The sequence below is a fragment of the Bacillus cereus group sp. BfR-BA-01330 genome (assembly GCF_022663885.1).
Lineage (GTDB): Bacteria > Bacillota > Bacilli > Bacillales > Bacillaceae_G > Bacillus_A > Bacillus_A cereus.
The window spans coordinates 287625-301177 of sequence record NZ_JAKUGK010000006.1 but is presented as its reverse complement, the minus strand read 5'-3'; the positions used below and the strand labels follow the sequence as shown (position 1 = coordinate 301177).

Genomic DNA, 13553 nt, shown 5'->3' with positions numbered 1-13553 from the left:
TTTTATTTTGAGAAAGGAGGAGTTAGTGTGAGTGAAAAAATAATGTTAACAGGAATTAAGCCGACAGGTTATCCGCATTTAGGGAATTATATTGGTGCGATTAAACCTGCATTACAAATGTCAAAGAATAATGAAGGAAAAGCATTGTACTTTATAGCTGATTATCATGCGTTAAATGCTGTGCATGATTCAGAAAAGTTCAGCAGTTATACGAAAGAGGTAGCAGCTACTTGGTTATCGCTTGGACTTGGGGAAGATGTTGTTTTTTATCGGCAAACAGAAGTACCGGAAATTCTAGAATTAGCTTGGATTTTAGCTTGCCTAACTCCGAAAGGTCTTATGAACCGTGCTCATGCGTATAAAGCGAAGGTGGAGCAAAATAAAGAAGCAGGGTTAGAGGTCGATGCGGGAGTGAATATGGGGTTATATACGTACCCGATTTTAATGGCAGCTGACATATTATTATTTCAAGCTACTCATGTACCAGTTGGAAAAGACCAAATTCAGCATATTGAAATCGCGCGTGATATTGCGACGTATTTTAATCATACATTTGGCACGACATTTACACTACCGGAGTATGTAGTGCAAGAAGAAGGAGCTATTTTACCTGGTCTTGATGGAAGGAAAATGAGTAAAAGTTACGGAAATGTAATCCCATTATTTGCAGAGCAAGAAAAACTACGAAAATTAATATTTAAAATCAAAACAGATTCTTCACTTCCAAATGAACCGAAAGAACTAGAAACCTTATTTACAATTTATAAAGAATTTGCGACAGAAGACGAAGTACAGTCATTACGTGAAAAATATGAGACTGGAATCGGATGGGGCGATGTGAAAAAAGCGTTGTTTCGCGTTGTAGATCGAGAGTTAGCTGGACCTCGTGAAAAGTACGCAATGTATATGAATGAGCCGGATTTATTATATGAAGCATTAGAAAACGGTGCTGAGAAGGCACGCGCTATTGCGAAGATAAATTTAGCAGAAATTAAAAAACGGATTGGATTTGAGAGGGAACGTTAAGCGTTCCCTTATTTTTTTAGATAATCTATAATAATCTTCTCGATAACAGGAGGAAGATTATTAGGTAATTCATCAAGTGAAAAGAATCGTAGTTCTTTTGATTCACTTTGATCGCATACAAGTTCACCATAAAATTCTCGGCAAATATAAACAACGAGTACGCCGTGTACTTGATCGCCATTTGGATAGATTTGAAAGAAATCTGGTCCTGAGTATGTACGGAATAGTTCTGGATTTTTAATAATAAGTCCAGTTTCTTCAAACACTTCTCGTTTTAAAGCATCTTCTAACGTTTCGTTATATTCTAAGGCACCGCCAATAATGCCCCAGCGGTTAAAATCTGTACGGAGCTGCAGCAATACTTCATCTTTTTCATTTAATATAATGGCGTGTGATCCTATTAGAATAAGTGGATGATTTCCTACTAGATTTCTCATATCTTCAATATAACCCATGTCATTGCTCCTTGTATTTAATAATAGTTAGGAAGTTCTTTTAACATTCTTTCTGTTTTACGTGCTGTAAAGGCTAAGTTATGGTCATCTTTCGTTCTGAAAAATAATGTGCGTAAAAAGGTTTTAATATTGGCACATAAAATACAATACTCATTAAGCGAAAGGCGTTTTCTAATTTGAGGAAGCCTTTTTATTTTTTTATGAATAATAGAAATTAAATCGTTCTGAGGAAAATCATGATACAGCATTGCTAGTAATGGAGTAACGATGCGTTCATCTTCGTTATTATGAAAAAGGTCAGATGGAATAAAGATTTTATTTAATAAACAATGAATTAATTCTTCGTACCATTCAAAAGTTGTATACGTATTATGAACAATTTCAGTAAAGGCATCAGATACATGAGCAAGACAATGAGCCCATCCTTTATTTTCAATATAGCCCCGAAAATCCGTTTCTAAGTTTGTGTATATAATGAGTTTATTTTTTATTTCTTCGATATCCTCCTCTGTACAAAAGTAGTGCGAATTAGCGAATTGGAGTATTAACGCAATTAACGAAACAGTGTAAGAACGTGTGAAAACCCCATCTGTATGTGGGGAGTAAATGTCATAATATAAATACTCATCACTTAAACAAGTTTGCAGAAGTAATTTCAGTTGATCGTCCATAAGGAATTCATGATGAATGAAATGCGCAAAACATTTATATATAAGTTGGTAACGAACGTAGCTATCAGTCGTTCCGATATACTGAAGCATGTTCAAAGTTAACTCATTTACGTCTATATGTTGCAGTTGCGTGTAGTCATTTTGTTGTATAAGCTCTAACTGTTGTTGCAATGCTGTAATATCCAATGGAGAACCTCCTCCGCGCTTTAAAGATGCGATCTTTTCTAGTATTCTATATATTCAAGGACAATCCTGCTCATGCAAGGAGAACGATTAGAAATTCGAGTATGATATAGATGAGGGAAGAATATGACGACGATAGAACAGTTAGAAAAACATTTTAAAATAAGAAGAAGTGCTTCTTCTATTATGATAAAAGAAAATAATGCAGAGATTTTTACAGAAGAGCAATTAGAGGAAATGATGCAATATTGCGTTGCTGAAGCTAAAAAAGATGGATTAGAAAAACTACATTTTGAAATCTCTTCAAAAAGTCCAAATTATGATGTGTATAAAAAATGTTTTGAAACGTATTCATTTGAATATGTTACGGAAAACATGATTGTATTTAAAGATATATACGAAGTAGAAGATGTAGAAAGTGAAATTGATTTTAAGCTTATTGAAGAAGTTGGAGAAGAGGCTTTTTATTCACTGTGGAATGAAGCGACGGGAGAACCAGTCGCTCATGATCAATTTGTGCATATGATGCTACAAGAAATTGGTGAGCAATGGAAAGAACATTGCTTAACAGCGAGTGTCGATGAAAAGCCGATAGGAATTGTAATCCCGCATATTGAAAGAGGTACGTTAGAAGAAGGAAAACTTATGTACTTCGCAGTTACTCCAAATGTGCGTAATAAGGGATATGAAGCCGCATTATTTGCAGGTGCGATGTTTGTCTTAAAGGAAATAGGTGCATCTTATTATATTGGTGAGACAAATATGCAAAATGAGTGGATGAAGGATGTTTTTGAAAAGAACGGATGTCAGTTGTTTAGTTCAACTGAGAGATATGTGAGAAAGTTTTAGGAGGATGAATGATGTATACTCTCGAACTCGTATAGCGGGAGGGGACTATATATGTTAAAGCAATCCATGCATTCATTCGTGTTACTGTATCCAAATGTATTGTTAGAAGGCTGGAATGTTGAAAAAGTTTCAGAACGTTATGAAGGTGAAAAGTGGGGAACTTTTTGGTTTCAGGTTGTTACTCCAACTGGGATGTTTCGAGTAAAGGAATTTTTTCTCGATATAATGGAACCAGTATTTCCGGATAGCTGTATTTCTCAAGCAAAAGGAGATTGTTTTCAATATAAAGGGCTTGTGTATTGGAAAGGTATAAATTATAAAGGAAAAGAAAGTTACGTTACATCTATATGGAAAACACAAGTTGAAATTTCTGTTGATCATGGATATGTAAACCAAGACGAAATGGAACGATTTCTATTTGAATTACAACCAGTAAATATGGAGCTTGGGAAAACGATATTACATACATCATTTCACTTATTAAGCTTTCAAGCGAAGAGAAGTGAAATGGGTGAGATAGGAAGATGTAGAGAGTGGAATGCTCCAGATGACGTATCCTATGTAAATTTGTTAATTCATGAAAAACTAAATTGGAAACTTGAATCGGTCGGTTTCGGAAATGACGAAACGCAGTATGTATACTGGGACGAAGTTAATAAACTATATGCACTTTGGGTTTGTAGACATAAAAACAAAGCGTATTATCCTATTTCTTCATGGACAATGAACTATGGCCCAAAACAAATTATAAACGGGTTAGAGTTTTATTCGCACCCTAATCGCGGAACAGTTGTATACGAAGATTTAGGTAATGAACAAATCGCATACGTATTTCGCGGTAATCCATGTACAAATTTTGAACAAGTAAAAGAACTTTTCGCCTGTTTGTAAGATAAAAAGAAAAATGAGAACGACAAAATGGATATTCCCATAATACAATAGGGTAAGATTCAATTATAAGAGAAAGCGTTGGTGAAAGAATGGAGCAGCAAAGAAATTGGCTACAAGCAACTGTAGAGAGAAATGAAGATAATACGTTACAAATAAAATGGGAAAATAATATAGAAGAAGTTTGTATTTATTGGAGTACTTCACCAGAACATATTGAAGAAACTGGAGAATTACTTGCAACGGTAAATGGAGAATTATCATATACAATTGAGAACCCGAGTGAAAATGAACGTCCATATTTTAGATTAGTAGGAAGTAATGGACAAGCAGTAACAGTAGCTGAGCGTAGATTGCCATTACAAGGTGCGTTTAACTTCCGTGATATGGGTGGATATGAAACGACAGATGGACGTAAAGTGAAATGGGGCAAATTATACCGTTCTGAAGAATTAGCAGGACTAACAGAGTGGGATATCGACTATTTACAAAAGTGTGGTTTAAAGTTAATTTGTGACTATCGTACAGACTTTGAGGTAAAGCATAAGCCAAATCCTGAGATTACAGGTGCTCGTCAAGTGTGCTTACCAGTTATGCAAGACTTAGCGAAAGACTTAAATATAAATGAGTTTTTCCAAGTTGGTGACCTTTCTATGTTAGGAAAACCAGGTGAGTATCTTGTGAAAATGAATCAAGATTTCGTAAGTGGCAACGAGGCATTCGTGAGTTTCTTAAACTTAGCGCAAAACCCGGAAAACTTACCGTTAGTAAACCACTGTACAGCTGGAAAAGATCGTACTGGATTTGGTTCAGCATTATTACTACTTTTACTAGGTGTACCAGAAAAAACAGTAATGGAAGACTACTTACTAAGTAACGGATTCCGTGAAAAGCTAAATGAAAAAATGATGGCCTTTTTAGGTGCGAAATTACAAAACGATGAGAGCAGAGCGATATTAGGTGCAATGTTTGAAGCACGTGCTGAATACTTGCAAGCTGCGATTGGTGAAATTCAAAAGCAATACGGATCAGTTGAAGCATACGCTGAAAGGGCTCTTGGCTTTACGAAAGAGTCGTTAGAGGAAATGAAAGAGTTATTGCTAGAAGATTAATAATGAGAAGGAGGCTGAGCGGATTAGCCTCCTTTTACTATTGTTGCTATAATTTTGTTAATGAGGATGTTGTGCACCGAGGAGAAAATGGATGAAAAGAACTTAAGAATCGGGGGATAAAATGATTTATACACGTGTAAAAGCAGAGGGGTTAAGAGAAAAGCTGGCAACAATACTAAGTCAAGAGTATAAGGAACTAGCTATTCAAGATTTAAAGGTGATTGGAACGGGAGTGCAAAATATTGTTTTTCAAGGAGATTCAGAAAAGGGGTCTTTAGCATTTCGAGTACCGTGGGAAAGAGAAGTGGAAAATATAAATGAAGACTTATTTAACAGTCGGATTTCGTTGCAAAAGGAAGCGGAGCTGTCTAAGTATTGTCATTCAAAAGGCATTCCAGTACCAAGGATGCACGGATTGCATCTTTCAACCGAACTTGATTTTTTAATTTCGGATTGTGTGTATGCTGATCGTACGCCAATTTCCGCATGCAAAATAGGGGAGTTAGTGAGCAAGCTTCATAGTATGCCAATTGATGGTTTGTATTACAAACAAAATATTAGAGAGCCCATTAGTAAGTATATAGCAGAACGAATTGTGAAACGGATAGAAGGGTTTAATACAATCACGGACTGTAAAATTAATCTTCCGAATACAAAAACAATTGAATATATTCTTAGTACAGCAGATCATGTAAAATGTTTATTACATATGGACATTCGACCAGCCAATTTAATCGGGTATAATGGAGAAGTTAAAGCAATAGTTGATTGGGATAACGCTTTAATTGGTCATCCATTGTTGGAGCTTATGAGAATAGCTGAAACAAATGAGGTTAGTTGGGATGAATTTAAAGATGGATATAAGAATGATAGTATCTTTAATGTTACTCCTCATATTGTTAGTTTATTTTATAGACTAGATACTGCGGTCATGCTAGCAAACTTATTTATAGCACATTTGAAAATAAAAGATAAAGGTGTATTCTATAAAGAGCGGGTTAAAGCGCTTCATCACGAAATATATAAAAATTTATAAGCAATGAGAACGAAGCTTTTAAAATAGGAATTGAGGAGAACATCATGAAATACAAAGTTATATTATTCGACGTAGATGATACATTATTAGATTTTCCTGAAACGGAAAGACACGCATTACATAATGCGTTTGTACAGTTTGATATGCCTACAGGGTATAATGATTATCTTGCAAGCTATAAAGAGATTAGTAATGGATTATGGAGAGATTTAGAAAATAAAATGATTACGCTAAGTGAATTAGCAGTAGATCGATTTAGACAATTATTTGCACTTCATAATATAGACGTAGATGCACAGCAATTTAGTGATGTATATCTTGAAAACTTAGGGAAAGAAGTACATCTTATAGAAGGCGCAGTACAATTATGTGAAAATCTACAAGATTGCAAGTTAGGTATTATTACGAATGGATATACGAAGGTGCAACAATCAAGAATCGGAAATTCGCCTTTATGTAATTTCTTTGATCACATTATTATTTCTGAAGAAGTTGGTCATCAAAAACCAGCACGTGAGATTTTTGATTATGCGTTTGAAAAGTTTGGGATTACAGATAAATCAAGCGTACTCATGGTTGGAGATTCGTTAACTTCTGATATGAAAGGCGGAGAAGATTACGGCATTGATACGTGTTGGTATAATCCGAGTTTGAAAGAGAATAAGACGAGTGTTAATCCGACTTATGAAATGGAGAGTCTTCTACAAATTTTAGAAATTGTAGAAGTGGCGGAAGAAAAGGTAGCTTCATTTTAATTGTGCTGATATTTGTCGAAAAATCGATATATTGAAAAAATCGTTGATATATTGTAAGTTGTGATAGATATATTTGAAAAATCGTTGATATATTGTAAGTTGCGATAGATATATTTGAAAAATCGCTCATATAAATTTATATACTAAGATATAGAACAAAAAAATAGAGCTACTATACAAGGTCATTCACGTGTTATAATGCGTGAATTAAATATGCGTATATAAATAGTTTCCTAGCGTGATGCGATGTCATGTATGATTAGTGTAACAACTAGAGGTGAATAAAGAATGTTAACGTTTTTATTTGAGTTAGACAAGAATCTCCCGCAGAAGGATGAGCCACGGTATGATGCTTATTCAAAGGGCTTTATCGAAGGAGATGTAACGATTTGCGCGAGTGACAGCGTATTTTTTCAAAAATCATGTATGAAGGTTGCAGAGCTGGGCATTTATTTAGGACAGTGGATGGAACAAGTGCAACATGGGCAGAACGTGCCTATGAAATATGAAACGGCTGACCGTGAAGAGGTAATTCTTGGTTTCTTCTATGAAGAGGATCATAATCAATGGAATGTTTTTTCCAGCTGGCAAGAATTTGAACTTCAAGAGCGTATAGCTACTACAACATTAATAGAGAGTGTTCAACGCTATTTGTATGAGTTAAATAAAGAACTGCGCATGATAGAATATCCTGTGACGTTTGATCAGTACTTAAGAGGAGAGCGAATGATGCAGCTCTCTTACAAACGACCGTGTGATAGCAAAGCAGATACGACACCGATAGAGGTTTATAATGGAAGTGAGCAAGTAGGTGTAGTAAGGGGCTATTATAAAAATACGCTGATGAGAGTGCTGGATTTTATTCCGAAAATTGGTAGTAATATTATTTATGAAATAAAGGATAGTAAGGACAATATTCGCGTCATTGCAAAGGATGTAAGTAGGCAGCGCCAAAGAAGGATTTTAGTAACGTACAAAGATAATCATGATGCAGAGCATGAAATACTTGTATGTGACGGAAAGTTATTGGATGCAAATTTCTTATTTACCTTTACATATAAGGCAGAAGAATATGTTGTTCATAAAACTTCATTTGGAATGGGAAAGTTATTACGAAAGGGCTATGTAATTGCAGATTGGAATATTCGTCTTGAGGAAGATATGTATTACATTGAGATGAATGTATATGATGAAGATTACATGCAGGATCAATACTTACTATTAGGCGTATTTCATGCGGTTTTATATGGATAATCAATGAGAAATACCGTCATTCTTCTTGGAAAGAATGACGGTATTTTTTATTTATCCTCAAAAATAAAAATCTCATCAATCGTACTATGTAGTGCCTTCGCTATATCGTGAGCAAGTTGTAAGGAAGGATTGTATTTACCTTTTTCGAGATGACTAATTGTTTCACGTCGCACACTAACGCTCTTCGCTAAATCTTCTTGTGTCATGTTCAATTTTGCGCGGTATTCTTTTATCTTCGTTACGAACGCCATGGTGCATCTTCCATTTCATCAACAGGTTTATCATAAAAGAACATAGAAAAACCGAATGTAAGAATGAGTGTGCCGAAAATAAGAGCGATATCAATCTCTTGTAGCGTAGAGTTTGGAAATAACATTTCAATAAATATAATGATAGCAGTAGTTAGTAATGTAACGATAAATGCATTGCGGCACGATTTATTGACAATTTGTTCAAACAGTTCATCGTGTTGAACTGTTCTATACGATGTGAAAAAGGAGAAGAAACAGAACATAGTAAACAATCCTTTTTCATAAAAAAATCCGAGGAAACCGAAGAAACCGAGAAATCCTAAATATTTTATCCAAGTTGTTTTCATGATAGGTCCTCCTTACGTTGTTAGAAATAAGTCACGTTATGTTACAAACATATCACAATTGGATAGGAATGGTAATAATAGTTTTCCAGTTTGCTTCATAATAATAGTAAAAAGAGGAAATATGCTGCGAAATAAAGAGGATAATATTGTAAAATGGTTGTAAGGAGGGGGAGGAAGAAATGCTAACTTGGATCATGATCGTTGTATTACTTGTAGTGATTACTGTCATTGCGACGGTGTTAATTGGGCGGAATGGTGATGCAAATTATAGCAAAGCGACAAAGGGGAATATTAAACGCTTAACAATGATTTATATTATACTAGCTGTCGTTTTAGTTGTTGGATTAGGGGTGTATATTTATTTTAAAGGTTAAATATACTGAAAAATGTAAAAATCTTAAAATAGAACTATGCTATAATATCAATATAGTTATTTGGTAATTAAGGAAAGGATTGGATGGAATGATTGAAATTACGAATGTGTCAAAAAGTTATAATGGGTCTACCTATGCAGTAAAAGACTTAAGTTTATCTGTACCTAGCGGCGAAATCTTTGGATTTTTAGGACCGAATGGTGCGGGTAAATCCACGACAATTAAGATGATTACTGGTATTCACGGGGTGGACAAAGGGACTATTACGATTAACGGAAAAAATATTATGGAAGAGCCGATGGAAGCGAAGAAGACGTTTGGTTATGTACCAGATAGTCCAGATATGTTTTTACGATTAAAAGGAATTGAATATTTAAACTTTATGGCCGATATGTATGAAGTGCCGAAAGAAGTACGACAAGAACGAATAGAGTCTTTAGCGAAGAAGTTTGATCTTTATAATGCTTTATCTGATCAAATTCAAAGTTATTCGCACGGTATGAGACAAAAAATCGTTATTATTGGTGTGCTCGTACATGAGCCAGATGTATGGATTTTAGATGAACCATTAACTGGGCTTGATCCGAAATCTGCATATATTTTAAAAGAAATGATGAGAGAGCATGCGGATAAAGGAAAGATTGTATTTTTCTCTACACACGTATTAGAAGTAGCGGAAAAAATATGTGACCGGGTTGCTATTATTAATAAGGGGAATTTGCAGTTTAAAGGAAATTTAGATGAAATGAGAGATCATTTTAAATCCAATGAATCACTTGAAAAAATGTTCTTGGAGATGACGGGCAATGAGTAAAATTTGGACGTTAACGAAGGTACTATTAAAGTTAAATTACGCAGATTTTATAACAGATAAGAAGAAGCGATGGGCGTATGTATTTTCATTTGCAGCTATTTTATTTGTCGGCTTTTTACTGTTTGGTTCTATCACGCATGCAATGTATGAGGGAATGATACATTTAGGGCAAGATCCAGGAATGATTATCGCAATGGGACTTGCGATTGCGAGTATATGGGTATTTTTAATGAGTATTACGAACATTTTAACTGTATTTTACTACAGCAATGACATTGAAATGTTATTACCATTACCATTAAAACCAGCGCAAATTATTTCAGCCAAATTTTTAACAGTATTAATTACACAATACGTAATGAGTTCATTTATTTTATTACCGATCTTTATTACGTACGGTTTAAAAAGTGGAGCATTTATTACATATTACATATATATGATTTTCATTTACTTACTCTTCCCAATTGTGCCGTTAGTACTAGCTTCGTTACTGATGACAGTTATTATGAGGTATACAAATATAGCGAAAAATAAAGACCGAGGAAATATATTTATTGGAATCGTAAGTATACTATTTATTGTAGGAATTAACGTATTTTTGCAGTGGAAAAATAAAAGTTCGTTTTCTGAAGATGCAATTGCGGATTACCTTGCAAACAACCAGTCTTCTCTTTTAGTACAAATGACAAACTATTTTCCAACTACATATTTTGGAGCAGTAGCATTAGTAGAAAATGCAAATTGGAAGGGACCTTTATATGTAATAATCTTTGCAGTTATTTCATTTGTCTTCTTTGTGTTGTTTTATTACATAGCAGAGCGTACATATTTAAAAGGGGTTATTGGACTTTCAACGAGTACAGCAAAGAAACAAGTTATTTCGGCGGAAGGTTTACAGAAATCAACAGTACAAAGTTCGCATTTAAAAGCGTATGTGAAAAAAGAATTTAAAACGTTATTCCGTACACCACAATTTTTCTTAAATTGCATTGTACAAACTTTCGTTATGCCAATTATGTTGTTCTTTATTTTATTTGTGCAAGATGGAAATTTAAAGTTTATTACAGAGTATATTAACAATCCAGAGACAACGGGATTTGCAATTGGTGTTGGCCTTTGTGCATCGTTATTTTTAATGGGGAGTAACGTCATTGCAACAACGTCATTTTCACGAGATGGAAGCTCTTGGTTTGTGAATCGTTATTTACCAGTAAAGGCTTCGGATATCTTTTTTGCGAAAGCAATCACTGCTTGGTTAATTAATGTGATCATTTTAGCAGTATTCGGTATTACGATGGCAGTTGTAGCTGGGATTTCTCCAGTCTTTATGATACTGTGGTTTTTACTAAGTGCGAACGGGTTGTTATTAATTAATTTAATCGGAACACGCTGGGACGCGCAAACTGCAGATATTCATTGGGATACAGAGCAGAAATTATTTAAAAGTCGATATACAACTTTATGGAATTTTTTAGCTAATATTTTAATAGCTTTAATTATTGTGGGGGGAGTAAGTGTATTATACTTCTTCCTTCATGTCGGACTGTGGGTTATGTTTATCGTTTTATTTGTAATGTTTACGATTGTAAATTATATCTTTATTAAAATGTTAAAATTAGGTGCTGAACGTATACTGTCAAATATTCAATAAAAAGATAGATCCTCTGTATTCATGCAGGGGATCTGTGTATAGATGGAGGAGAAAAAGGTGAAGAAAATAGCAATTGTAACAGGGGCAACTCGTCTGAATGGAATTGGTGCAGCTGTATGCAAGGTGCTTGCTCAAAAGGGGATAGACATTTTTTTCACGTACTGGCCAAAGTATGATAAAGCGATGCCATGGGGAATGAGTGATCAAGAACCCTTTTTGCTGAAAAAGGAAATTGAAAGTTACGATGTTCGATGTGAAATGGCAGAAATCAATTTATCGCAGTCTTATTCGCCAAATCGTTTGTTTTATATGGTATCAGAACGGTTAGGTGATCCATCTATTCTAGTTAATAATGCAGTATATTCTACTCATACGAGGATTGAGGAATTAGATGTAGAGCAATTGGATAAACATTATACAGTTAATGTTCGGGCTACTATGCTATTAAGTTCATTGTTTATAAACCATTATTCACTTAAAACGGGCGGGAGTATTATTAATCTTACTTCAGGACAGTCAGTAGGGCCAATGCCAGATGAACTAGCATATGCAGCAACGAAAGGGGCAATTGAAGCATTTACAAAGTCAGTAGCACCAGTAGCGATGGAGAAGGGGATTACTGTTAATGCTGTTGATCCAGGACCGACGAATACAGGATGGATTACAGAGGAGCTGAAGCATCATTTAGTATGGAAGTTCCCGCAAGGTAAAGTAGGAGAGCCGGTGGATGCTGCGCGCTTAATTTCTTTTTTAGTAAGTGAAGAAGCGAAATGGGTTACTGGGCAAGTCATTCACTCGAATGGTGGTTATTCATAAAAATATTATGTTAACAAATGTTGAGAAACAAAAAACGAAAGAAAATTTTATTTTTTTGTATAAATAAAATGTCAAGAAAGATAAAAATTTGATAGAAGAGTATATCGTCATATGAAGATAGTAATTCTTAATGTGACAATATACTCTTTTTCTTTTACTTGCGAGTAGAAAAATGAAGTAGAAGAAACTCGAATATTAAAATGAGTTTATCAGTTTTTGTACGTATTATTATGAAGATTACTGTCGGAAAGATGATAATTCGTATGAAAAGGGATTTTTTAAGGGGGAATCGAATCGTAAAGGGGAGGATAAATTATGTAAAACATAGGGGGATTTATATGAAAATGAAAAAGGTCGCTATCGCATCGATAACAATTGGTACAATGCTTACTATGGCAGCTTGTAGTCCTTCAGCAGATAAAGAAACGGAAAAGAAAGAGCAAGTAACTGCGCAAAATGATGGAGAAGCAAAAACGACAAGTGCAGATGAAGCGTCAAAAACAACGAAAGATACTGAAAAAGAAACAAATACTTCTTCAAATGAAAAAACAGATAAGGATGCAAAAAATACGAAAGAATCATCAGGGACAGAAAGTAACGGCAAAACGTCAACTCAAAACGAAAATGTAAAAACAAAAGAAAAAGAGACGACAGGAAAAACGAATGATCAAACGACTAGCGGGAAAACAACAGATCAAAGCACAAGTACAAGCACAAACAATAACGGAAAGACAACGAAAGATCCGAAGAAAAGTGTTGCTGTGAAAACGAATGTTAAAGAAGTTGTAGCATTAATTGATAGCTTGGACAAGCAGTTAGCTGCTAATCCAAAATTGGAAACAGTGAATAAGCTTGGCAAACAAATTAATGAAAAGTGGGATGTGATTGAAAAAGAGCTAGAAGCATCACATCCGACGGATTCTAAAACAATCGGTCAAAGTATGTATCCGTTAATTGTAGGAGCGGAGAAAGAAAAAATCGATATTAATAAAATGAAATCATTAACGATGAAAACGAAAAAAGATTTAAATCAGTTATTGACGAAACTTTCATAGTTTCAAAAGCCTACTC

General features: G+C 34.6%; 16 protein-coding genes. 12 read left to right on the top strand and 4 right to left on the bottom strand.

Features of this window, described 5'->3' with window-relative positions; translation table 11 throughout:
* Window positions 1–27: 27 nt before the first annotated feature.
* Window positions 28–1026 carry a tryptophan--tRNA ligase gene (locus MR112_RS18930; protein ID WP_078421341.1) on the top strand — a complete coding sequence of 333 codons (999 nt, stop codon included), beginning with the start codon at window positions 28–30 and terminating at the stop codon, window positions 1024–1026.
* Between the two features lie 8 nt (window positions 1027–1034).
* Here the strand turns inward: MR112_RS18930 and MR112_RS18925 are convergent, their stop codons facing one another.
* Together MR112_RS18925 and MR112_RS18920 are read right to left on the bottom strand one after the other, a co-directional pair.
* A complete protein-coding gene (locus MR112_RS18925; protein WP_242245216.1) occupies window positions 1035–1481 on the bottom strand; it encodes an NUDIX hydrolase in 447 nt (148 codons plus the stop codon).
* Between the two features lie 17 nt (window positions 1482–1498).
* A complete protein-coding gene (locus MR112_RS18920) occupies window positions 1499–2338 on the bottom strand; it encodes a DUF2785 domain-containing protein (protein WP_242245215.1) in 840 nt (279 codons plus the stop codon).
* Window positions 2339–2461: 123 nt separating this feature from the next.
* Here MR112_RS18920 and MR112_RS18915 point away from each other — a divergent pair, with 123 nt between their 5' ends.
* The 6 genes from MR112_RS18915 to MR112_RS18890 all read left to right on the top strand — a co-directional run bounded on the left by MR112_RS18915 (window position 2462) and on the right by MR112_RS18890 (window position 8229).
* Complete coding sequence (locus MR112_RS18915) at window positions 2462–3184, top strand: GNAT family N-acetyltransferase (RefSeq protein WP_242245214.1); 723 nt, start codon at window positions 2462–2464, stop codon at window positions 3182–3184.
* 51 nt (window positions 3185–3235) lie between these two features.
* On the top strand, window positions 3236–4075 hold the full coding sequence (locus tag MR112_RS18910) for a hypothetical protein (protein ID WP_011110255.1): 840 nt from the start codon (window positions 3236–3238) through the stop codon (window positions 4073–4075).
* 89 nt (window positions 4076–4164) lie between these two features.
* A complete protein-coding gene (locus MR112_RS18905) occupies window positions 4165–5184 on the top strand; it encodes a tyrosine-protein phosphatase (RefSeq protein WP_226368938.1) in 1020 nt (339 codons plus the stop codon).
* Window positions 5185–5305: 121 nt separating this feature from the next.
* Window positions 5306–6220: a phosphotransferase family protein gene (locus tag MR112_RS18900; RefSeq protein ID WP_226368937.1), complete on the top strand. Its 915-nt coding sequence runs from the start codon at window positions 5306–5308 to the stop codon at window positions 6218–6220.
* A 44-nt stretch (window positions 6221–6264) separates the two neighbouring features.
* Window positions 6265–6975: a YjjG family noncanonical pyrimidine nucleotidase gene (locus MR112_RS18895; RefSeq protein WP_017657573.1), complete on the top strand. Its 711-nt coding sequence runs from the start codon at window positions 6265–6267 to the stop codon at window positions 6973–6975.
* Between the two features lie 288 nt (window positions 6976–7263).
* Window positions 7264–8229, top strand: a complete 966-nt coding sequence (locus MR112_RS18890; RefSeq protein ID WP_048538236.1) for a tubby C-terminal domain-like protein — start codon at window positions 7264–7266, stop codon at window positions 8227–8229.
* 47 nt (window positions 8230–8276) lie between these two features.
* Here the strand turns inward: MR112_RS18890 and MR112_RS18885 are convergent, their stop codons facing one another.
* Both MR112_RS18885 and MR112_RS18880 read right to left on the bottom strand, forming a co-directional pair.
* Window positions 8277–8480, bottom strand: a complete 204-nt coding sequence (locus MR112_RS18885) for a helix-turn-helix transcriptional regulator (RefSeq protein WP_000896308.1) — start codon at window positions 8478–8480, stop codon at window positions 8277–8279.
* The gene (locus tag MR112_RS18880) at window positions 8468–8827 is read right to left on the bottom strand and encodes a DUF3796 domain-containing protein (RefSeq protein ID WP_000859210.1); all 360 of its coding nucleotides are present in this window, start codon (window positions 8825–8827) and stop codon (window positions 8468–8470) included. Before MR112_RS18880 ends, MR112_RS18885 begins: the two co-directional genes overlap by 13 nt.
* Window positions 8828–9006: 179 nt before the next feature.
* Here MR112_RS18880 and MR112_RS18875 point away from each other — a divergent pair, with 179 nt between their 5' ends.
* The 5 genes from MR112_RS18875 to MR112_RS18855 all read left to right on the top strand — a co-directional run bounded on the left by MR112_RS18875 (window position 9007) and on the right by MR112_RS18855 (window position 13537).
* Window positions 9007–9201 carry a hypothetical protein gene (locus MR112_RS18875; RefSeq protein WP_000958863.1) on the top strand — a complete coding sequence of 65 codons (195 nt, stop codon included), beginning with the start codon at window positions 9007–9009 and terminating at the stop codon, window positions 9199–9201.
* A gap of 88 nt (window positions 9202–9289) precedes the next feature.
* A complete protein-coding gene (locus tag MR112_RS18870) occupies window positions 9290–10015 on the top strand; it encodes an ABC transporter ATP-binding protein (RefSeq protein WP_000570204.1) in 726 nt (241 codons plus the stop codon).
* Window positions 10008–11666: a putative ABC transporter permease subunit gene (locus MR112_RS18865; RefSeq protein ID WP_000036884.1), complete on the top strand. Its 1659-nt coding sequence runs from the start codon at window positions 10008–10010 to the stop codon at window positions 11664–11666. Before MR112_RS18870 ends, MR112_RS18865 begins: the two co-directional genes overlap by 8 nt.
* 57 nt (window positions 11667–11723) lie before the next feature.
* Window positions 11724–12482 carry an SDR family oxidoreductase gene (locus MR112_RS18860; protein WP_226368935.1) on the top strand — a complete coding sequence of 253 codons (759 nt, stop codon included), beginning with the start codon at window positions 11724–11726 and terminating at the stop codon, window positions 12480–12482.
* A 338-nt stretch (window positions 12483–12820) separates the two neighbouring features.
* Window positions 12821–13537 carry a hypothetical protein gene (locus tag MR112_RS18855; protein ID WP_000782544.1) on the top strand — a complete coding sequence of 239 codons (717 nt, stop codon included), beginning with the start codon at window positions 12821–12823 and terminating at the stop codon, window positions 13535–13537.
* Window positions 13538–13553: the final 16 nt, after the last annotated feature.